Genomic DNA, 21306 nt, shown 5'->3' with positions numbered 1-21306 from the left:
CACAGCGAGGATTGCGATGACCGACAAAGATGCCGCCTCCCCTTCCCTTCCCGAGCGCAAGCGCGGCTCGGGCGTGAAGATGGTCTATGACCTGCTGCGGGACGAGATCCTCGACCTGAAGCTGGCGCCCGGAAGCCCTGTGGACGAGGTGCAGCTTGCCGAACGCTTCGGCATGTCGCGCACGCCGATCCGCGAGGCGCTGGTGCGTCTCTCCGGCGAAGGCCTGATCGAGACGCTCCCGAACCGCTCGACCATGGTCTCCACCATCGATTTCCTCAATCTCAATCCCTTTTTCGATGCCATGGTGCTGATGTATCGGGTGACGACGCGGCTTGCCGCCCAGCATCACCGGAAGGAAGACCTGGCCGTCATCCGCGCCCATCACGAGGCCTATGCGGCGGCCGTGGCAGACCGGGATGCGCTCGCCATGATCGCCACCAATGCGGCCTTTCACGCGGCGATTGCCGAGGCTGGCAGGAACCCCTATTTCACCGGCCTCTTCAACCGGCTGCTGGACGAGGGGCGGCGCATTCTGCGCCTCTACTACAATTCCTATGACGAGCAGTTCCCCCACCGTTTCGTCGATGAACACGCCCATCTGATCGCGCTGATCGAGGCCCGCGATGCGGATGCGGCGGATCAGGCGGCCCGCGTCCATGCCGAACAGATCGTCGTGCAGGTGCAGCGCCTCTTTGCCCGCAAGGACCCGCTCTCCATCACGCTCTGAGCGTTTCCAAACGTCTCCGAGCGGCTTCCTGCGTTCGTATTTTTCTTGTCGACAAGAAATATGCAGCGTGCTAAAGACAGTCTCACAGCCGGTTTGCGAGACTTGCGAGAGGTCGCCGGCATGAGGACCCGAGAGGAGAATTGACGTGGCTTCGAACATTTTCACCGGGGTCATCCCGGCCCTGATGACGCCTTGCAAGGCAGACCGCACGCCGGATTTCGATGCGCTTGTCGCCAAGGGCAAGGAGCTGATCGCGGCCGGCATGGCCTCGGTCGTCTATTGCGGTTCCATGGGTGACTGGCCGCTTCTGACCGACGAAGAGCGCATGGAAGGCGTGGAGCGTCTGGTGAAGGCCGGCATCAAGGTCATCGTCGGCACCGGCGCCGTGAACACGGCCAAGGCCGTGGCGCATGCCGCACACGCCCAGAAGGTCGGCGCGCATGGCCTCATGGTCATCCCGCGCGTGCTGTCCCGCGGTCCGTCGCTGGTTGCCCAGAAGGCCCATTTCAAGGCCATCCTCTCCGCCGCCCCGGATCTGCCGGCGGTCATCTACAACAGCCCCTATTACGGTTTCGCCACCCGCGCCGACCTGTTCTTCGAACTGCGCCGCGAGCACAAGAACCTCGTCGGCTTCAAGGAATTCGGCGGCCCGGCCGACATGCGCTATGCGGCCGAATTCATCACCAGCGGCAATGACGACATCACGCTGATGGTCGGCGTCGATACCGCCGTCTTCCACGGCTATGTGAACTGCGGTGCGGCGGGCGCGATCACCGGCATCGGCAATGTCCTGCCGAAGGAAGTGCTGCATCTCGTCTCGCTCTGCGAGGCTGCCGCCAAGGGCGATGCGAAGGCGCGCGTGAAGGCGCTCGAACTCGAGCAGGCGCTCGGCGTGCTCTCCTCCTTCGACGAAGGCCCGGATCTGGTGCTCTATTACAAGTATCTGATGGTGCTGACCGGCAACCCGGAATACACGCTGCATTTCAACGAGACGGATGCACTCTCCGACAGCCAGCGCGGCTTCGTGGAAGCCCAGTACACGCTGTTCCGCAACTGGTACGACAACTGGTCGAAGCAGGCCTGATCGATCGTTGACATCCAAAGGAAGGGGGCGGATGCGGTGACGCATGCGCCCCTTGCCGTTTCAGGCCGGCACCAGCACCGCCTGCCGGATGGCGCGGGCGAGGTCGTCCTCGCCGAAGGGTTTCGACAGCCAGATGACATCCGTGTGGCCATGGCCGGGTGTCTCGGAATAGCCGGTGGCGATGATCGCCGGCAGGTCGGGCCGGCTGCGGCGGCCGGCCTCGATCAGTTCCAGCCCGGTCAACCGGGGCATGGACTGGTCGCTGACCAGCAGGTCCAGCGGCTCGGACGAAGCCAGAATCTGGCGGGCCCGGTCCGGAGAATTGGTCTGCAACACCGTATGGCCGAGCGCCTCCAGCATCATGGCGGTGCTCATGAGCACCAGTGGATCGTCATCGACGGCGAGAACCCGGAGGCTCGGTTCGCCCTCCTCCAGCGGCGGGGGTGGGGGCGGCTCGCGATCCGGCACCCTGGCCGCTTCCGGATCGACCGGCAGCCACAGATCGGCCTGCGTGCCGGCGCCCGGTTCGGAATGCAGGACCAGCCCGCCGCCAGACTGTTCGAGGAACCCCTGCACCATGGAAAGGCCGAGCCCGGTGCCCCGGCCGATTTCCTTCGTGGTGAAAAAGGGGGTCACGGCCTTGGCCAGCGTATCCGGGTCCATGCCCGATCCGTTGTCCCGTACGGAAAGACAGATGTGATCGCCGTGCTCGCGCTTCAGCGTGGCGGGCCGGGGGTCGGCCGCCGTCACCCGACGGGCCGAAAGGCGTAGCTTGCCACCGGCGGGCATGGCATCCCGGGCATTGACGGCGAGGTTCAGCAGGGCGCTGGCCAGCTGGTTCGGATCCGAATGGACCATGGGCAGCTGGTCGGGAATATGGGTCTCGATCGCCACGGACGGGCCGATGGTGCGGGCGAGCAGATCCGCCATATCGAACACCAGAGCCGCGAGATCCACCGGTTCGAGATGCAGCTCTTGCTTGCGCGAGAAGGCGAGCATCTGGCGGGTCAGCGCCGCGCCGCGCTGGGCGCCTTCCAGCGCGTTGCCGATCAGCCGATGGGCTTTCGGATCGTCCGGCAAATGCCGTTTCAGCAGTTCGAGACTGCCGGTGATGGCCATCAGCAGATTGTTGAAATCATGGGCGATGCCGCCGGTAAGCCGCCCGACGGCCTCCATTTTCTGGGCCTGGAACAGCTCTTCCCGGGCCTTGTCCAGCGCGCGGCGGGCCTCGTGTTTTTCGGTAATATCGCGGGTGACCTTGGCAAAGCCGATCACCGCGCCGGTTTCGTCGTGCAGCGCGTCGATCACCACGCTCGCCCAGAAGCGGGTTCCGTCCTTGCGCACCCGCCAGCCTTCGGTCTCGAAACGGCCGGTCTGGCAGGCGGTGGCCAGTGCCTTGCGCGGCGCGCCGGTGCCCACATCCTCAGGCGTATAAAAACGGGCAAAATTGGTGCCCAGCACCTCCTCGCGCCGATAGCCCTTGATGCGCTCGGCGCCGTGGTTCCAGCTGGTGATTTCGCCACCGAGACCGAGCATGTAGATGGCATAATCCGTCACGCCGTTCACCAGCACCTGGAACTGGCTTTCGCTCATGCGCAGTTCCGCCTCGATGCGGCGCTTGTCGGTGAGATCGCGGGTAATCTTGGCAAAGCCCACCAGCCGGCCGTCCGGCATGCGAATAGGGTCGATCACCGCATTGGCCCAGAAACGGGTGCCATCCTTGCGCAGACGCCAGCCTTCGGTCTCGAAGCGGCCCTCGCGCTCCGCGATCTGCAGAGCGCGGACCGGCAGGCCGACGGCCCTGTCCTCCAGCGTGTAGAAACGGGAAAAATGCGAGCCGAGAATCTCTTCGGCGCGGTAGCCCTTGAAGCGTTCCGCACCGGTGTTCCAGCTCGTGACATGGCCTTCCGGATCGAGCATGTAGATGGCGTAATCGGTGATCGCATCGATCAGCAGACGATACCGTCCCTCCACCATCGCGAGCCGATTGTCGATTGCGTCGGAACTGCCCTGCATGCGTGATCCCCTGAAACCATATAGCAAAACGTTTCAGGGGGCGGTCCGGTTCCTGCCCGCGTTAAAAAAGGATCGTCTCTGTCAGAGGTTGCGAAGTGCGCCTCATGCAATCGCCGAGCCGGGGGCCGTGGCCAGCCCGTCGGCGCTGTCGAGGATCTCCTTGGCCTGCAAGGCATCGAGCGGACGGGAGAAATGGAACCCCTGCACCACATTGACCCCCAGTTCCTTCAGCACGGCCAGTTCCGCCTCCGTCTCCACCCCCTCCACGATCGCTTCCAGCCCCATGTCCTCGCAGAGGGCGAGCACGGACTTGACGATCTTGTAGCTGGCCGGCCGGCTGTCGATCTCGGTGATGAAACTGCCGTCGATCTTGATCTTGGAGAGCGGCAGCTTGTGCACGTGGTTGAGGCTCGAATAGCCGGTGCCGAAATCGTCCAGCGAAATGCCGCAACCGAGATTGCGCAGGAATTCGACCGCGTTCGCGGCCTGCACGAAGTCGCGGATGATCGCCGTTTCGGTGATCTCGAAATTGATCCGGCGGGGATCGAAGCCGCTTTCCTCCACCACCTTCATGATGCGCATCACGTTTTCGGGGGTGGCAATATCGTGGGGCGAGAGATTGAAGGAGAGGAACACGTCCTGCGGCCAGGTCCGGGCCTCGCGCAAGGCTGACCCGAGCAGATGGCGGGTGATGAGGGCGATGCGACCCATATGTTCGGCCACGGGGATGAATTCGGCGGGCGACACCCGGCCGAGCACCGGATTGGTCCAGCGCGCCAGAGCCTCGAACCCGATGCAGCGGACGTTCTGCACGTCGACAATGGGCTGGTAGACGAGCGACATTTCCCTTTCGAGGTCCGCCGCCATCAGCACCTCCTCGATCTCGCGATGGCGCGAGAGCGTGGCCGCCTGGGCCGCATTGAAGATGACCACGCCGCCGCGATGGTTGCGCTTGGCGGTGTAGAGCGCATAGTCCGCCCGCTCGTAGAGATCCTGCGCGCTGAGCCCGATGTCGGGATGGACGGCAAAGCCGACGGATGCGGTCACCTGGACCGCACAGGCGCCGATAGGGATTAGTTCGGCCGCGCCCTCGCAGACGCGCTCGCCGAACCGGGCAAGCGCCGCATCGTCCTGGTCGCCGGTCAGGATCAGGGCGAACTCGTCGCCGCCCAGTCGGTAGACACTGGTTTCCCCGCTGGAAAGCCGGGTGAGCCGCCGGCCGATTTCCACCAGCACCCGGTCCCCGGCCGAATGGCCGTACATGTCGTTGACCGGCTTGAAGCCATCGAGGTCGAGAATGCCGACCGTCAGCCGCCGCCCGGTGCCCTGCACCCGATCATAGGACTGGTTGAGCACGTCGAAGAAGTTGCGCCGGTTGGCGAGAAGCGTGAGGCTGTCCATGTTGGCCAGCCGCAGGTTCTCGTTGGAGAGCGTTTCCATTTCGCGATGCTTGCGCGTCAGCTCCGCCTGCTTCTCCATCAGCGCCTGTCGGGATTCGTGCAGGTGCTTGAAATCCCGGTAGTGGGTGAGAAGTACGGCGATCATCGCAAAGGTCACCAGCACCACATTGATGCCGGTGGCGATGAAGGTGGGCTGTCCGGTGGAGACCATCAGCAGGAAGAACGGGACATTGACGAGCAGGGTGACGATCAGCGCGGCAGAGCGCAGATGCATCAGGCAGAAGATCACCCCGATCACCGTAATGCCCATGAAGAAGGCCACATGGGCATTCTGGTAGGCGTCGCCATAGGGCAGCAGGGAACAGGACCACAGCACGCAGAAGATCGCGATGGGGGCGGTCAGCAGATTGGTGGAGCGCAGTTTCTTCAACGCCTCGTCCGGCGTCACCGGAATGTGGCGCCGCATGATCCAGCCGAGGCTGCGCACCAGAAAGAAAAGGCCGAGCACGGTCGGGATATAGATCACCAGCCATGGGGGCGCCGTCTTTCCATGGGTCCAGGCCAGCGAGGCCATATTGGTGAGGAGGATGAAGTAGAGAAGCGGAACCTGCTTCGAAAAGGCCTCGAATTGGGCCAGCGTCAGCGCCGGATTGTCATTCGGGACCTTCAGGAATTCGATCAGTTTCAGCATCGGCCCCCCTGTATTCCCCTGCGGAGCGCATGGCATGCATGCGGAACTTTCCGGCGTGTGTTGCAGCACGTTAGGACGCGGATGCTTAAATCCCCCCTTCCGCACGGACCCGTGCGGGGCACTCGGACGCGAAAACCGTGATCAAGGTAAACTAATATATATTAAAATTTAATACGGGCGGCGTGCGGTCGACAGGGGATGCCCGGGCTTTTCCTCCTCCTCGACGAAGCGCGCCGCCTGGCCTTTCAGCCAGTGCGAAAAGCGGCGCACGGCGGCCTGGTTCGCCTTGTGCGGAGGGTAGACGAGGAAATAGCCGTTGCCGGTGGAAAGGCGCGGCACGTCCAGTTCGACCAGTTGCCCGCTTTCGAGCTCCGCCTTGATGAGGATCAGCGGCATGAGGGCGACGCCGAGCCCGTTCATGCAGGCCTGCGCCACGTGAATGAACTGCTCGAAGCGCATGCCTTCCCGATAGGGAGCGGATATGCCGGCGGCCGCAAACCAGTTCCGCCAGCCGTCCGGGCGCGACACCATTTCCAGCAGCGGCATGTCCAGAAGGTCCTGCGGCCGCGAGAGCGCATGCGCCGCCTTGAAGGCGGGGCTGGAAACGGGGGCCGCCACTTCCGGCATCAGATGCTCGAAGCTCAGGTCGGGCGAAAAGGCCCGCCCCACATGGATTGCCGCATCCAGCCGGTCGCGCTCGAAATCCACCCGGCCGATGCGGGTAACGAAATTCAGCGTGACATCGGGATTGGTGGCGACGAAATCGGGAATGCGCGGCAGCAGCCAGCGCGTGCCGAACGTGGGCAGGATGGCAAGATCGAGCTGGCCCGGATGGATGTCCGACATGGCATCGAGCGAAAGCAGGCGGAGCCGGTCGATGATCTCGGCAACGCCCTGGGCATAGCGCCTTCCCTTTTCGGTCAGTTCCACGCCGCGATTGGTGCGGGTGACGAGCGACACGCCGAGCTGGCCCTCCAGCCCGTCCACATGCCGGCTGACGGCGCCCGGCGTCAGCGACAGCGCGCCGGCGGCGGCCGAAAAACTGCCGAGCCGGGCCACCGCCTCGAAGGCGGTGAGGGCGGCGGTGGAGGGAATGAGGCGGCGCTGGATTTCCTTCATGCCGCTATGAGTAAAGCTCAAAGCGGGCGGAGTAAATATGCCTTGTCATATATCCCCTTCCCCGGCATTCTCGCCGCCACGATCTGGAGGATAATCATGAGCGATATGACGGCTTTCACCTGGGACGATCCCTTCCGCTTTGAGAAGCAGCTTTCCGAAGAAGAGCGCATGATCCGCGATGCGGCGGCCGCGTTTGCAGAGGCCGAGCTTCTGCCCCGCGTTTCCGACGCCTATCTTGAGGAAAAGACCGACCCCTCGCTGTTCCGCAAGATGGGCGAAGCCGGTCTGCTCGGCGTGACCCTGCCGGAAAAATACGGTGCCGCCGGCGCCAATTACGTGTCCTACGGCCTCGTGGCCCGCGAGATCGAACGCATCGACAGCGGCTATCGCTCGATGATGAGCGTGCAGTCCTCGCTGGTGATCTTCCCGATCTATACCTACGGCTCGGAAGAGCAGAAGGACAAGTATCTGCCGGGTCTCGTCTCGGGCGAACTGATCGGCTGCTTCGGCCTGACCGAGCCGGATGCCGGTTCCGATCCGGGCTCGATGAAGACCCGCGCCGTCAAGACTGCCAATGGCTACAAGCTGCATGGCGCCAAGACCTGGATTTCCAACGCCCCCATCGCCGATGTCTTCGTGGTCTGGGCAAAATCCGAAGCCCATGACAACAAGATCCGCGGCTTCATCCTGGAAAAGGGCATGAAGGGTCTCTCTGCTCCGCAGATCAAGGGCAAGCTGTCGCTGCGCGCCTCCATCACCGGCGAAATCGTCCTCGACGGCGTGGAAGTCGGCGAAGAGGCGCTGATGCCCGGCGTTTCCGGTCTTGCCGGTCCGTTCGGCTGCCTCAACCGCGCCCGCTACGGCATTTCCTGGGGCGTCATGGGCGCTGCCGAGGATTGCTGGCACCGCGCCCGCCAGTACGGCCTCGACCGCAAGCAGTTCGGCCGTCCGCTGGCGCAGACCCAGCTCTTCCAGAAGAAGCTGGCCGACATGCAGACGGAAATCTCGCTCGGCCTCCAGGGCTCGCTGCGCGTCGGCCGCCTCATGGACGAGCATGATTTCGCGCCGGAAATGATCTCCATCGTCAAGCGCAACAATTGCGGCAAGGCGCTGGATATCGCCCGCCAGTCCCGCGACATGCACGGCGGCAACGGCATCCAGGCCGAATATCACGTCATGCGCCATGCGCAGAACCTCGAGACGGTGAACACCTACGAGGGCACGCATGACGTCCACGCGCTGATCCTGGGCCGTGCCCAGACCGGCCTGCAGGCCTTCTTCTGAAAGTAATCAAAGTCCCCCTCCCCCTTGTGGGGAGGGGCTAGGGGTGGGGTTTGGCCAAGGGGAGATTCTTCCCGGCTCGAGCCCCTTTTCGGGACCCCCACCCCTGACCCCTCCCCGCAAGGGGGAGGGGGACGCCCCCCATCAAGCCAAAGGACATCCCCATGACCGCTCCGCTCGAAGGCATCAAGGTCGTCGAACTTGCCCGCATCCTTGCCGGTCCCTTTGCCGGCCAGACGCTGGCCGATCTCGGCGCGGAGGTGATCAAGGTGGAGAGCCCCGAGGGCGACGATACGCGCCAGTGGGGACCGCCATGGATCGAGAACGAGGGGGAGCGGTCGGCCGCCTACTACCATGCCTGCAATCGCGGCAAGCAGGGGCTCATCGCCAATTTCGGCAATCCTGCGGACCTCGAAAAGGTCAAGGCGCTGATTGCCGAGGCGGATGTGGTGATCGAGAATTTCAAGGTGGGCGGCCTGAAGAAATTCGGCCTCGACTACGAAAGCCTGTTGAAGTCCCATCCCGGCCTGATCTACTGCTCCATCACCGGCTTCGGCCAGACCGGACCCTATGCCAGCCGCGCCGGCTATGATTTCATTATCCAGGGCATGGCGGGCATCATGGAACTGACCGGCGACCCCCAGGGCGAGCCGCAGAAGGTGGGCGTTGCCTTTGCCGATATCTTTACCGGTGTCTATTCGGTGATCGGAATTCAGGCGGCGCTGATCCAGCGCGCCCGCACCGGCCGGGGCCAGCATATCGACATGGCGCTGTTCGACTGCATGTCAGGCGTGCTGGCCAACCAGGCGATGAACTATCTCGCCTCCGGCAACAGCCCGCGCCGGCTTGGCAATGCCCATCCCAACATCGCGCCCTATCAGGTCTTTCCGGTCAGCGATGGTCATATCATCGTGGCCTGCGGCAACGACCAGCAGTTCGTCCGTCTGTCCGAAGTGCTCGGCGTCGGCCATCTGCCGGCCGACGAGCGCTACCGCACCAATCGCGAGCGCGTCGCCAACCGGGATCAGCTGACCGCCATTCTCACGGAAAAGACCACCGCCTTCACCAAGGCCGGGCTTCTGGACGCGCTCGAAAAGGTGGGTGTGCCCGCCGGCCCGATCAACACGGTGGCAGAGGTCTTTGCCGATCCGCAATTCATCCATCGCGGCATGAAGATCGCCCCTAGCGGCATTCCCGGCTTGCGCACGCCAATCACCTTTTCGGATGCGGAGCTGAAGCTTGACGCTCCCTCGCCCCGCCTCGGGCAGCACGAGGCGAAGGCCGGCGAATAGAAGGGCGGCGCCCGCGCCTCATACGCTCGACAGCATCAGGCTGGTTTCGCTGTTGGCAACGCCATCGATCATGCGCACCTCGCGGAGCACCCGGTCGAAGTCCGAGAGGCTGGCGGCCCGGATGTCGGCGATCAGGTCCCAATTGCCGTTGGTGGTGTGCAGGGAGTGGATTTCCGGCATGCCCCGCAGCCGCCGGATGACCTGTGTGGTCGACTTGCCGGTCACCTCGATCATCATCACCGCGCGAATGGTGGCGCCCTCGTAATCGTCGCGCACGCGCACCGTGAAGCCCAGCAGCGTGCCCGTTTCCATCAGCCGGTCCAGCCGGTTCTGCACGGTTCCCCGCGCCACGCCAAGCGCCTCGGAAAGCTTCGCCAGCGAGGCGCGCCCATCGGCGCGCAGATGCGAGATGATCCGGCGGTCGAGATCGTCGGGAATATATTTGGCGATCAGGGTATCCCGGGTGCCGGCTGACATTTTTCACAATTCTCCCTGACAATTCGATCAATTGCCCGTCGGAAATAGCACTCATTTGGGATTTCCGCCAGTCGGCTTCGCCTGCTACCCTGCGGGTCCTGCCAACAGACCTGAGGATAAAGCCTTGCCGACCGAACCCTCGAAAAAAGCGCTGGTGCCCTTCGTGAGCGTCGAGAACATGATGCGCCTGGTGCATCATGTGGGGATCGAGACGATGCTCGCCGAGCTCACCGATGCCATCGAAGACGATTTTCGCCGCTGGGAAAGCTTCGACAAGACGCCCCGTGTCGCCTCCCATTCCGCCGAGGGCGTGATCGAACTCATGCCGACCTCCGATCACGAGACCTACGGCTTCAAGTATGTGAACGGCCATCCGAAGAACATGTCGCAGGGTCTGCAGACGGTTACGGCCTTCGGCCTGCTCGCCGAAGTGGCGACGGGCTATCCGGTGCTGCTCAGCGAAATGACGCTGCTGACCGCGTTGCGCACGGCCGCGACCTCCGCCATGGCGGCCCGCCATCTGGCGCCGAAGGGTTCGAAGGTCATGGCCATGATCGGCAGCGGCGCGCAGTCGGAATTCCAGGCGCTCGCCATGAAGGTCGTGGTCGGCATCGAGGAGGTCCGCCTCTACGACATCGATCCCCGGGCGACGGAAAAGGCGGTTCGCAACCTTCAGGGCTCGGGCCTGCGCGTGAAGGGATGCCGGACGGCGGAGGAGGCCATCGAGGGCGCCCAGATCGTCACCACCTGCACCGCCGACAAGCAGCTCGCCACCATTCTCACCGACAACATGATCGGCTCCGGCATCCACATCAACGCCATCGGCGGCGATTGCCCGGGCAAGACGGAGCTGCATCGGGATATCCTGCTGCGCTCCGATACCTTCGTGGAATATCCGCCGCAGACGCGCGTCGAGGGCGAGATCCAGCAGATGGACCCCGATTATCCCGTGACCGAACTCTGGCGCGTGATCACCGGGCTCGATACGGGCCGCCGCGACGAAGGGCAGATCACGCTTTTCGACAGCGTCGGTTTCGCCATCGAGGATTTCTCGGCGCTTCGCTATGTGCGCCACCGGCTGAAGGGCACGACCCTCTATCAGGAACTCGACCTGCTTGCCGATCCCGACGATCCGCGCGATCTCTTCGGCATGCTCCTGCGCGCCCAGCCCTGAGACGATCCCACAGGTAAACCCCATGTCGCCCCTTGCGCGGGGGCGGCATCCCTGTCCTATCTTCTGTCCCGCAACCGTCGGGGAGGACAGGATGGAACGCGACCAGGATCCACGGCCGGAAGGCCTGACTGCCGAAAACTGGGATCGCGGCCCCTTCAACCGCTGGGCCTTCCGGCATGTGGCCGATCTCGTCCCGACCGTTGCGGTCGAGGGCAGCACCGGCGCGCCGGCCCCGCTTCCGGCAGAGCTGACCGATTTTTCCGCGCTTTCCTTCACCCTCGACGAGGAGCGCCACACCATCGGTTCCTGGCTGGAGAGCAGCCACACGGATGGCTTCATGGTCATCCGGTCGGGCACGGTGCGAACCGAGGAATACCGCAATCGCATGGCCCCGCAGACGCTGCATCTCCTGCAATCCGTCTCGAAATCCGTCACGGCAGCCGCTGCGGGCGTGATGATCGGCGAGGGCCTGCTCGATCCGCAGACACCGGTTGCGGCCTATGTGCCGGAGCTGGAACAGACCGCCTATCGCGGCGCGCTGCTGCGCCACGTGCTGGACATGACGAGCGGTGTCCGGTTCGACGAAACCTATACGGCGCCGGATTCCGACTGCGCCCATCTCGATGCCGCTGCCGGGTGGAAGCCCTATGGCGCGGCGCACTGGCCGCGCACCGTCACCGACCTCATCCTCGGCCTCCGGCATCTGGAATTGCCGCATGGGGAGGCCTTCCGCTACCGGTCCATCGAGACCGACGTGCTGGCCCTCTGCATGGAACGGGCAAGCGGCGAGCGGCTCGCAAGCCTCGTCTCCCGTCTCGTCTGGCAGCCGATGGGCGCGGCCCGGGATGCCCGCTTCACCGTCGATCCCTCGGGCCTCGCCGGCAGCGATGGCGGGCTCAACGCCACCCTTTCCGATCTCGGCCGCTTTGCCTGCATGATGGCCGGGCGCGGCCGGATCGGCGGCAGACAGGTGGTGCCGGAAGCCTTTGTCGCGGATTGCCTCAAGGGCGATGCGGCCCGTTTCGGCGCGGAGCCCCGCGCCGTGCTGCCCAGGGGCGCCTATCGCAACCAGTTCTGGCTGGAAGAGGCGGGGCGCGCCATCCTTCTGTGCCGCGGTGTCTTCGGACAACTGGTCTATATCGACATGGAAGCGGATTTCGCAGCGGTCAAACTGTCGAGCTGGCCCGATTTCGTGGACCCGCAGGCTACACGCCGGGCGCTGGCAGCGGTTCGGGCGGTCCGCGATAGCCTCGGCTGACATCGCGCCCGTCGTCGCGGGCAGCAAAAAGCCCTGCCCGACCTCAAAAGGTCCGGCAGGGCGTTCTGTTACCGGTCCGCGCATCCCCGTAGGCCCGTCTTAGGCGAGTTGCCCGCTTCGATGCAGCGATTTTTGCAGGCCGGAACGGGCAATCCGGTTGCAAAAGCATTCGGAGATACATCTTTGCAACAGCCGTCCGGATATCATCTTTCCTGAGTTGTCCTGCTGCTTTCCCTCGCCTTCAGGTAGATGCTTGGTGCGCTGCCGAGCATGCGCCGGAACATGGTGGTGAAGGCGGCAATGTTTTCATAGCCGGCCTCCAGCGCCACCGAAGTCACGGGTTCGCCGTCCACCAGCCGGGGCAGCGAGGCAAACAGGCAGGCCTGTTGCCGCCAGGTGCCGAAACTCACCCCGGTTTCCTGCCGGAACAGCCGGGTAAAGGAACGCCGGCTGATGCCGAGCCCCGCCGCCCACTGGTCGATGCCGGCCGTGGCGGAGGGCGTCTTCAGGAAATCGCGGCAGAGGCGGGCAAGCCGCCCGTCCTCGGGAAAGGGCAGGCCGAGCGGCCGCTGCGGCAATTCCGCCATTTCCTCCAGCAGCAGTTCCATCACCAGCCATTGCCGCCGCGCAGACAGCGGGCGGTCATCGGCATTGACCAGTTCGGCAATCAGGTTGCGGGCAAGCCCGGTCACCTCCACCACCCGCGGCGGCCCCTCGCCGCCCCGCACCGAGGGATGCACATAGATGGACTGCATGTCCACGTCGCTGATCATCTCGGTCGCATGTTCTATGCCCGCGGGAATCACCAGCGCATGGCCGGGCGGGATCATCCAGCGGCCGCTTTCCGTGCTAACAAGCACCACGCCGCGCCGCGCGAACCAGAGTTGGGTGCGGCTGTGGCTGTGCGCGGGCACGCGCAGCCCGGCCGGATAGAGCCGTCCGAGGGCAAGAACCGGTTCGTTCGCTCCCTCGATCCAGTCGAGGCTCAGATTATGATGGTCTTGGATGGCCGTTGCGGCATCCTTCAGGAGATCCAGTCTGCGCATTTGGCCCACTCTCGAAACTCACAGACCAGACCACGAAAGCGGGCCATCGGCAAGCCCTGTAAGTTCGCCGGCATCGCTTCGCCATCCGGCGGGGCTTGATCAATGTCAGGAATGGAAACGATGGCGACGGTAGCCAATGCGGGAATGAATGCGGAGCGGACGGCCATCTCGGTCATCGTGGCAGCGAGCTTCTGCCATATGCTGAACGATATCATGCAGTCGCTTCTGACCTCGCTTTATCCGCTGCTGAAAGACAATTATGCACTGGATTTCGTCCAGATCGGCCTGCTGACCTTTGCCTTCCAGGTGACGGCCTCGCTGCTCCAGCCGGCCGTGGGCATGATCACCGACCGCTGGCCGATGCCTTTCTCGTTGCCGGCCGCCATGGTCTCCACCTGCGCGGGTCTGTTCACGCTGGCCTATGCGGCGAGCTTCCCCTTCCTCGTGCTGGGCGCCTGCCTGATCGGCATCGGCTCGGCGATCTTCCATCCGGAAGCCTCGCGGGTGGCGCGCCTCGCCTCGGGCGGGCGGCACGGGCTGGCGCAATCCTTCTTCCAGGTGGGCGGCAATACGGGCACGGCCATCGGCCCGCTGCTGGCGGCCTTCATCGTCATTCCCCATGGCCAGCACAGCCTCGGCTGGTTCACGCTGATTGCGCTCACCGGCTTCATGGTGCTGTCCTGGGTCAGCGTCTGGTACATGCGCCACCGCCGGGCCAATGCCGGCCGCAAGCCGGCAAGCCGCACCCTGCCCCTGCCGCGCAACCAGGTGGTGACGACGCTGCTCATCCTCGTCGTTCTCACCGCTACGAAGAATGCCTATCTCGCCAGCCTGTCGAGCTACTTCACCTTCTATGCCATCGACAAGTTCGGCGTCTCCGTGCAGAGCGCGCAGCTGATGCTGTTCCTCTTCCTGGGCGCATCGGCGGCGGGTGTCTTCTTCGGCGGCCCCATCGGCGACCGGTTCGGCTCGCGCGCGGTGATCTGGTTCTCGATCCTCGGCGTCATTCCCTTCGCACTTCTGCTGCCCTATGCGGACCTGTTCTGGACCGGCGTGCTGGTGGTGCTGATCGGCTTCGTCTTCTCCTCCGCCTTCTCGGCCATCGTGGTGTTCGCGCAGGAACTGGTGCCGGGGCGCGTCGGGCTGATTGCCGGCATGTTCTTCGGTTTCGCCTTCGGATTCGGCGGCATCGGGGCTGCGGTGCTCGGTGTCTTCGCGGATCGGGAAGGCATTGCCTTCGTCTATCAGGTCGTCTCGCTCTTGCCTTTGCTCGGCCTGTTGACCATCTTCCTGCCGAAGCTTCCGCGCGAGGCGTAGGCGGGACCGGCATGCTGCCCGGTCCGGCTTTTCTCGCGCCCTGAATCGATTTAAGACCCAACCGATGCGGCCTCCCGGGGGAGGCCGCTTTTCCAATCCGGAGTACACATCACGATGTATGTTGCCGCATCCCATCGCTATGACGGCGCCGAATACCGCCGTTGCGGCCGTTCGGGCCTCAGCCTTCCGCCGATCTCGCTCGGCCTCTGGCAGAATTTCGGGGGCGAGGACGTGTTCGAAACGGGCCGCGCCGTCATCCGCCGCGCCTTCGACCGGGGCGTCACCCATTTCGATCTCGCCAACAATTACGGCCCGCCTTATGGCTCGGCGGAAGAGAATTTCGGCCTCATCCTCGAGCGCGACCTGAAGAGCCACCGCGACGAGCTGATCGTCTCCTCCAAGGCCGGCTGGGACATGTGGCCCGGCCCCTATGGCCAGGGCGGCTCGCGCAAGCACCTGATGGCCTCGCTGGAGCAGAGCCTGAAGCGCATGAAGCTCGACTATGTCGACATCTTCTATTCGCACCGCCCCACCCCCGACGTGCCGCTGGAAGAAACCATGGGCGCGCTGGTGCAGATGCATCGTCAGGGCAAGGCGCTCTATGTCGGCATTTCCTCCTACGGCCCGGAGCGGACCCGCGAGGCGGAAAAGATCCTGCGCGCCGAAGGCGTGCCGTTGCTCATCCACCAGCCGTCCTATTCGCTGCTGAACCGCTGGGTCGAAGACAAGCTTCTGGCCACGCTGGACGAGATCGGCACCGGCTGCATCGCCTTCTCGCCGCTGGCGCAGGGCATGCTGACCAACAAATACCTGAACGGCGTGCCGGCGGATGCCCGTGCGGCCAAGGGCGGCTCCTTCCAGCAGGACATGCTGACCGAGCAGAATCTCGCCATGGTCCGGGCGCTGGACGGCATTGCGAAGCGCCGCGGCCAGTCGCTGGCCCAGATGGCGATTGCCTGGGTGCTGCGCGACCCCCGCGTGACCTCGGCGCTGATCGGCGCCCGTAACGTCGCCCAGCTCGACGATTCGCTGGACGCGCTGAAGAACCTTGCCTTCACGGCGGAAGAGCTCGCCGAAATCGACCGTCACGCCCATGATGGCGGGGTGGATCTCTGGCGCGGCGTGTCCGAGTTCAAGTAAGCGAAAGAAGCCCCCTCGCGCCGCCTATTTCCCGGGTGGCGCGAGGCGCAGCAGCCGTCCGGGCTGGTCGTCCTCGATCACCCAGACCGCCCCATCCGGCCCGACTGCCACATCCCGGATGCGCGCTTCCATGTCGAAGCGCTCGGCCTCGTCGGGATTACCCTGCGCATCGAAGCCGATGCGGACGAGGCAGAGGCCAGCAAGCCCGCCCACCAGCGCAGATCCCTTCCATGCCGGAAAAAGCCCGCCCTCATAAAAGGCAAGCCCCGCCGGGGCGATCACCGGGTTCCAGTAGAGCGGCGGCGCGGCGAATTCGGGGCGCGTATCGTGGCGGGGAATGGGCTCGCCGCTATACTGGTCGCCGTTGGAAACCACCGGCCAGCCGTAATTATTGCCCTTCTCGATCCGGTTGAATTCGTCGCCGCCCTTCGGCCCCATCTCGTGCAGCCAGAGCCGGCCGTCCGGCGCGAAGGCGAGGCCATAGGGGTTGCGGTGGCCGGTCGTCCAGGTCATGGCGGGGATGCCGCCCTTGTCGAATGCGGGATTGCCCTCCGCCGGCTTGCCGTCGAGCGTCAGGCGGAAAACCTTGCCGCGCGCCTGATCCGGGTCCTGCGCGCTTTCCGGCTGCATCCGGTCGCCGACCGTGAGGAAAAGATGCACGCCATCCGGATCGAAGGCGATGATGCCGCCGGGCTGGCCGCGCCCACCCGGTTTCTGGCGGAAGAGTTCCTTCAGATCGTTCAGAGCGATCCCCTCACCCTCCGCGGCAAGCCGGGCCTTTGCAAGAACCAGCGAGGAACCGCCCTCGCCCGGCGCCACATAGGTGAGATAGATGGCACGGTCTTCTTCAAATTTGGGGGAAACGGCCACGTCGAGCATGCCGTTCTGGCCGGCAGCGGCCACATCCGGCAGGTTCTTCACCGCCTGTTTTGCGCCCTTCCGATCGAGGAGGTAAAGTCCGCCCGGCTTTTCCGTCACCAGAAGCCGCCCGTCCGGCAGGAAGGCAAGCGCCCAGGGCGTATCGAAGGTGGCGATTTCCCTTGCCTCGAAAGGCTTTTCCGCGCTCGCGCTCCGGTCGCCGGCATTGATGCTGGCGGCCCATGCGGATGTGGCGAGCCCCAGCGCGAGGGCCGTGGCGAGAAGGATTGCGGTCTTCATGCGGTCGCTCCGTGTCATCCGGTCTTCTGGCGAGATAGGCCGGTTCGCCGGGAGAAAAAGGGCAAGGCCCGTCTCCCTCTCCGCAAAGTGATCGGATCAGCCGGCCGCCGGCTCCGACGCGGCTTTCCGCTCGGCCAGTCCCCGGGCAATCCAGGCACAGACGATCAGCTGGATCTGGTGGAAGATCATCAGCGGCAGCACGATGGCGCCGATGCTCTGGCCGGCAAAGATGACGTTGGCCATCGGCACGCCGCTGGCCAGGCTTTTCTTCGAGCCGCAGAAAATCGCGGCGATCCGGTCTTCCTGCCGGAAGCCGAAGAGCCGGCTGCCGAAGGTGGTGATGACGAGGACGAGGGCGAGGATCGTGCCGTCGAGCAGCACGATCAGGCCGAGATCCTTCAGGGCAAGCGTCTTCCAGATTCCCTCCACCACCGCATCGCTGAAGGCGAGATAGACGACAAGCAGGATCGAGCCGCGGTCGAACGGATTGAGGATCGCCTTGTGGGCGCGCACCCATTTTCCGATGAAGGGCTGCAGGATCTGCCCGGCCACGAAGGGCAGGAAGAGCTGCGTCATGATCTTGATGAGAATATCGGTCGAAAAGCCGATATGCCCGCCCGCCGAGAACAGCCCGGCCACCAGCAGCGGTGTGAGGAAAATCCCGAATATATTGGAGGCCGACGCCGCGCAGATTGCCGCCGGCACATTGCCGCCCGCAATCGAGGTGAACGCGATGGAGGACTGCACGGTCGAGGGCAGCACGCAGATATAGAGGAGCCCCAGATAGAGCGGCGGCGGAATGAGGGAGGGAGAGAGCCCGCCCAGCGCCAGGCCGATGGCCGGAAAGACCAGAAAGGTCATCGCCAGAATGAAAAGCTGCAGGCGCCAGTGCAGGAAGCCGGCAATCACCACATCGGTGGAAAGGCGGGCGCCATGCAGGAAGAACAGAAGCCCGATGGCGATCACCGCCGTTTGCGAGAGAAGATCGGCGGCCCGCCCGGTCGCGGGCAGCAGGGCGGCAATCACGACGGCAAGAACCAGAAGGACGGTGAATGTATCGGGGATCAGACGCCGCATCGGCAATATTCCTGGGATGTGAAAGGGCTTCCCGGTCGCCGGCCAGGGCGCAAGGGCCGCCGATCTTCCCCATTCGCCCCGGCATTGCAAGCCTTGCTTTCGCCGCAACGGTCTCCGGGCCGGCACGAAAAAGGGGTGCCGCGCATGCGGCACCCCCTGTCCGGTTCCGGAGCCTTCCGCCTTTAGCGGATGACCTGCACCACGGTGCGGGTCTGCGGATCGACGATCACGCGCTCCTGGTTGACGACGGCATAGCCGTATTGCGGATCATCGGGAATGGCCACGACCTGCACGGTCTGCGGCAGCGGCTGGCCGACGACGACCTTCTCCTCCACCACGACCCGCTCTGTCGGCATGGGCTGTTCCTGAACGTAGGTAATGACCTTCTGCGGCGGCGGATCGATGGCCGTGCCGACAATTGCGCCCGCGACACCACCGACGGCCGCGCCCACCGGGCCACCGACAATCGCACCCGTGACCGCACCGCCGGCCGCGCCGTTGACGGTGCCTTCCTGGGCATTCGCTGCGGAGGCGAAACCGCCCGCGGCAAGAAGGGCAGTGAACATAATCAGGGTCTTACGCATTGCTTTCTCCTTTGTCGTTGTGCCGCTTAAACGAACAACAGCCAAATTCGGTTCCACATTTTGGGGATTGACAATTCTTGCGAAGAATTAATGCGCCGCGGCGCACCGGCTCGGTTAGAAGGAGGCGGGAGGAAAAATTCGAACCGGAGCATGCCGATGCCATCCCTTCTGTCCCGCTATGCCACGCCTGCCATCACAGGCCTTTTCCTCGTGTCGCTCGTTTCGGGCATCGCGCTTTTCTTCCATCTGGGCGGTGGCCTGTTCAACGAGATGCATGAATGGTTGAGCATGGTGCTGGTCGTGCCCTTCGTGCTGCATCTGTGGAAGAACTGGCGCCCCATGATGACCTATCTGAAGAAGCCGCCGATGGCGGTGGCGCTCCTCCTGTCCGTGCTGGCTGCGGGTGTCTTCGCCTATGGCGCCGCAAGCGGCGAAGGGCGTCGCGGACCGCCCCAGATCGCGCTTGCCCATGCGCTCTTCGAACACCGGGCAGGGGAACTCGCCCCGCTTCTCGGCACGACCGGCGAAGCGCTGGTCGCCAAACTGAAGACGGCGGGCTTTGCCGCGGCGGACCCTTCCCTCCCCCTTTCGGACATTGCCAGCAAATCGGGAAAGACCGAGTTCGAGCTGAGCGGCCTGCTCATTCCCTCGCCCTGAGCGGCGACGGCGGGCGGCGGCGACGCTTCGTTCCTGTCCGGTCCGGCACAATCCGCCATGTCCGACAAAAAAATGTCAAAACTGGACATTTGCGGTGGATTCTGGACTTGCCGCCCCCTCCGGAATGGGATCAGTCTCACCCGCGCCGCCAGAAGCTGTGACTTCAGGCGGCTTTCCGCTTGACGCGGAGGAGATCCGGGCCTGCCTTAGTGTCCGGAACACGGGAGAACTGACAATGAAAATAGGAGCACTGCGCGAGAGGGCTGAACAGGAAGCCCGCGTCGCAATGACGCCTGACTCGGCCATGCAATTGAACAAGCTTGGCCATACGTGTCTGGTGGAAGCAGGAGCCGGCATCAGGGCCGGGATCACGGATGACGCCTACCGCGCGGCGGGCGTCGAGGTGGTGCCGGATGCTGCGGCCGTGATCGCGGCTTCCGATGTGGTCGTGAAGGTGCGCGGTCCCGAAGGGGACGAGGCGCAGAGCCTGAAAGACGGCCAGACGCTGATTTCCTTCCTGTGGCCGGCCCAGAACCCGGAGCTTCTGGAAACCTTCAAGCAGAAGAACATCACCGCAGTCGCCATGGACATGGTGCCGCGCATCTCGCGCGCCCAGAAGATGGACGCCCTGTCCTCCATGGCGAATATTGCCGGTTACCGCGCCGTCATCGAGGCGGGCAACCAGTTCGGCCGTTTCTTCACCGGTCAGGTGACGGCGGCGGGCAAGGTGCCGCCGGCCAAGGTGCTGATCGTCGGCGCCGGCGTTGCCGGTCTTGCCGCCATCGGCACGGCGGTCAGCCTCGGCGCGATCGTGCATGCCTTCGACGTGCGCCCTGAGGTGGCCGAGCAGATCGAGTCCATGGGGGCCAACTTCGTCTTCCTCGAATTCGAAGCCACCCAGGACGGGGCCGCGACAGGCGGCTATGCCGCGCCTTCCTCGCCCGAATTCCGCGAGAAGCAGCTTGCCAAGTTCCGCGAACTGGCGCCCGAAATGGACATCGTCATCACCACCGCCCTCATTCCGGGCCGTCCGGCGCCGAAGCTCTGGACGGCGGACATGGTGGCGATGATGAAGCCCGGTTCCGTCATCGTCGATCTCGCCGCCGAGCGCGGCGGCAACTGCGATCTCACGGTTGCCGACGAACGGATCGTTTCGGAAAATGGCGTCGTGATCGTCGGCTATACCGACTTCCCGAGCCGCATGGCCGCCCAGGCCTCGACGCTCTATTCCACCAACATCCGCCACATGCTGTCGGACCTGACGCCCGGCAAGGACGGCGTCATCAACCACAATATGGAAGATGACGTGATCCGCGGGGCAACGGTGACGAAGGGTGGCGAGATCACCTATCCGCCACCGCCGCCGAAGATCGCGGCGATTGCCGCGGCCAAGCCGAAGGAAAAGGCCAGGGAATTGACCCCGGAGGAAAAGCGCGCGGCCGAAACCGCCGCCTTCCGCAAGCAGACGATGACGCAGGTGAGCCTGCTCGTCATCGGCGGGGCGCTGATGCTCGCCGCCGGTCTCTATGCGCCGGCGGCCTTCATGAGCCACTTCATCGTCTTCGTGCTCTCCTGCTTCGTGGGTTTCTCGGTCATCTGGAATGTCAGCCACTCGCTGCACACGCCGCTGATGGCCGTCACCAATGCGATCTCCTCGATCATCATTCTCGGCGCGCTGATGCAGATCGGCTCGGGAAGCTGGCTGGTCATCATCCTGGCGGGCCTCTCGGTCTTCATGGCCGGGATCAACATATTCGGCGGCTTCATGGTCACACGGCGCATGCTCGCCATGTTCCAGAAGTCCTGAG

Annotated in this window: 18 protein-coding genes; 10 read left to right on the top strand and 8 right to left on the bottom strand. The window is 64.4% G+C overall.

Annotated features, from left to right (window positions below):
- Nucleotides 1-16: 16 nt before the first annotated feature.
- Together ACT54B_RS18620 and ACT54B_RS18615 are read left to right on the top strand one after the other, a co-directional pair.
- Nucleotides 17-727 (top strand): GntR family transcriptional regulator, encoded by a 711-nt coding sequence (locus tag ACT54B_RS18620; protein ID WP_476047079.1) that lies wholly within the window; start codon nucleotides 17-19, stop codon nucleotides 725-727.
- Nucleotides 728-872: 145 nt separating this feature from the next.
- Nucleotides 873-1811, top strand: coding sequence for a dihydrodipicolinate synthase family protein (locus ACT54B_RS18615; RefSeq protein WP_476047077.1), 939 nt, complete (start codon nucleotides 873-875; stop codon nucleotides 1809-1811).
- A gap of 60 nt (nucleotides 1812-1871) precedes the next feature.
- On the opposite strand, the gene ACT54B_RS18610 is transcribed toward ACT54B_RS18615, so the two are convergent.
- From ACT54B_RS18610 to ACT54B_RS18600, 3 genes are all read right to left on the bottom strand, one after another.
- The gene (locus tag ACT54B_RS18610) at nucleotides 1872-3827 is read right to left on the bottom strand and encodes a hybrid sensor histidine kinase/response regulator (protein WP_476047076.1); all 1956 of its coding nucleotides are present in this window, start codon (nucleotides 3825-3827) and stop codon (nucleotides 1872-1874) included.
- A 102-nt stretch (nucleotides 3828-3929) separates the two neighbouring features.
- Entirely contained in the window at nucleotides 3930-5918 is a 1989-nt protein-coding gene (locus tag ACT54B_RS18605) for a putative bifunctional diguanylate cyclase/phosphodiesterase (RefSeq protein ID WP_476047074.1), read from the bottom strand.
- Nucleotides 5919-6086: 168 nt separating this feature from the next.
- The gene (locus ACT54B_RS18600; protein WP_476047072.1) at nucleotides 6087-7037 is read right to left on the bottom strand and encodes a LysR family transcriptional regulator; all 951 of its coding nucleotides are present in this window, start codon (nucleotides 7035-7037) and stop codon (nucleotides 6087-6089) included.
- A 96-nt stretch (nucleotides 7038-7133) separates the two neighbouring features.
- On the opposite strand from ACT54B_RS18600, the gene ACT54B_RS18595 reads away from it, so the two are divergent.
- Nucleotides 7134-8321, top strand: coding sequence for an acyl-CoA dehydrogenase (locus ACT54B_RS18595; RefSeq protein WP_476047070.1), 1188 nt, complete (start codon nucleotides 7134-7136; stop codon nucleotides 8319-8321).
- A 161-nt stretch (nucleotides 8322-8482) separates the two neighbouring features.
- Nucleotides 8483-9610: a CaiB/BaiF CoA transferase family protein gene (locus ACT54B_RS18590; RefSeq protein WP_476047068.1), complete on the top strand. Its 1128-nt coding sequence runs from the start codon at nucleotides 8483-8485 to the stop codon at nucleotides 9608-9610.
- An 18-nt stretch (nucleotides 9611-9628) separates the two neighbouring features.
- On the opposite strand, the gene ACT54B_RS18585 is transcribed toward ACT54B_RS18590, so the two are convergent.
- Nucleotides 9629-10087 carry an Lrp/AsnC family transcriptional regulator gene (locus ACT54B_RS18585; protein ID WP_476047067.1) on the bottom strand — a complete coding sequence of 153 codons (459 nt, stop codon included), beginning with the start codon at nucleotides 10085-10087 and terminating at the stop codon, nucleotides 9629-9631.
- A 124-nt stretch (nucleotides 10088-10211) separates the two neighbouring features.
- Here ACT54B_RS18585 and ACT54B_RS18580 point away from each other — a divergent pair, with 124 nt between their 5' ends.
- Nucleotides 10212-11261, top strand: coding sequence for an ornithine cyclodeaminase (locus ACT54B_RS18580; protein ID WP_476047066.1), 1050 nt, complete (start codon nucleotides 10212-10214; stop codon nucleotides 11259-11261).
- A gap of 91 nt (nucleotides 11262-11352) precedes the next feature.
- A complete protein-coding gene (locus tag ACT54B_RS18575) occupies nucleotides 11353-12519 on the top strand; it encodes a serine hydrolase domain-containing protein (RefSeq protein WP_476047065.1) in 1167 nt (388 codons plus the stop codon).
- Between the two features lie 203 nt (nucleotides 12520-12722).
- Here the strand turns inward: ACT54B_RS18575 and ACT54B_RS18570 are convergent, their stop codons facing one another.
- Nucleotides 12723-13565: an AraC family transcriptional regulator gene (locus tag ACT54B_RS18570; protein ID WP_476047064.1), complete on the bottom strand. Its 843-nt coding sequence runs from the start codon at nucleotides 13563-13565 to the stop codon at nucleotides 12723-12725.
- A gap of 120 nt (nucleotides 13566-13685) precedes the next feature.
- On the opposite strand from ACT54B_RS18570, the gene ACT54B_RS18565 reads away from it, so the two are divergent.
- Together ACT54B_RS18565 and mgrA are read left to right on the top strand one after the other, a co-directional pair.
- Nucleotides 13686-14882, top strand: a complete 1197-nt coding sequence (locus ACT54B_RS18565; protein ID WP_476047063.1) for an MFS transporter — start codon at nucleotides 13686-13688, stop codon at nucleotides 14880-14882.
- 114 nt (nucleotides 14883-14996) lie between these two features.
- On the top strand, nucleotides 14997-16022 hold the full coding sequence (mgrA, locus tag ACT54B_RS18560) for an L-glyceraldehyde 3-phosphate reductase (RefSeq protein ID WP_476047062.1): 1026 nt from the start codon (nucleotides 14997-14999) through the stop codon (nucleotides 16020-16022).
- Nucleotides 16023-16046: 24 nt separating this feature from the next.
- Here the strand turns inward: mgrA and ACT54B_RS18555 are convergent, their stop codons facing one another.
- The 3 genes from ACT54B_RS18555 to ACT54B_RS18545 all read right to left on the bottom strand — a co-directional run bounded on the left by ACT54B_RS18555 (nucleotide 16047) and on the right by ACT54B_RS18545 (nucleotide 18841).
- Nucleotides 16047-17180: a PQQ-dependent sugar dehydrogenase gene (locus ACT54B_RS18555; RefSeq protein ID WP_476047060.1), complete on the bottom strand. Its 1134-nt coding sequence runs from the start codon at nucleotides 17178-17180 to the stop codon at nucleotides 16047-16049.
- A 96-nt stretch (nucleotides 17181-17276) separates the two neighbouring features.
- On the bottom strand, nucleotides 17277-18257 hold the full coding sequence (locus ACT54B_RS18550; RefSeq protein ID WP_476047058.1) for a bile acid:sodium symporter family protein: 981 nt from the start codon (nucleotides 18255-18257) through the stop codon (nucleotides 17277-17279).
- A 182-nt stretch (nucleotides 18258-18439) separates the two neighbouring features.
- Nucleotides 18440-18841 (bottom strand): DUF1236 domain-containing protein, encoded by a 402-nt coding sequence (locus tag ACT54B_RS18545; RefSeq protein ID WP_476047057.1) that lies wholly within the window; start codon nucleotides 18839-18841, stop codon nucleotides 18440-18442.
- A 156-nt stretch (nucleotides 18842-18997) separates the two neighbouring features.
- Between ACT54B_RS18545 and ACT54B_RS18540 the strand changes: the two genes are divergently transcribed.
- A complete protein-coding gene (locus ACT54B_RS18540) occupies nucleotides 18998-19498 on the top strand; it encodes a DUF4405 domain-containing protein (protein WP_476047055.1) in 501 nt (166 codons plus the stop codon).
- A 235-nt stretch (nucleotides 19499-19733) separates the two neighbouring features.
- Nucleotides 19734-21305 carry a Re/Si-specific NAD(P)(+) transhydrogenase subunit alpha gene (locus ACT54B_RS18535; RefSeq protein WP_476047053.1) on the top strand — a complete coding sequence of 524 codons (1572 nt, stop codon included), beginning with the start codon at nucleotides 19734-19736 and terminating at the stop codon, nucleotides 21303-21305.
- The last annotated feature ends 1 nt before the right edge of the window (nucleotide 21306 follow it).

The organism is Gellertiella sp. DMC107 (assembly GCF_056313605.1).
This window is presented reverse-complemented; position numbering and strand designations above follow the sequence as displayed.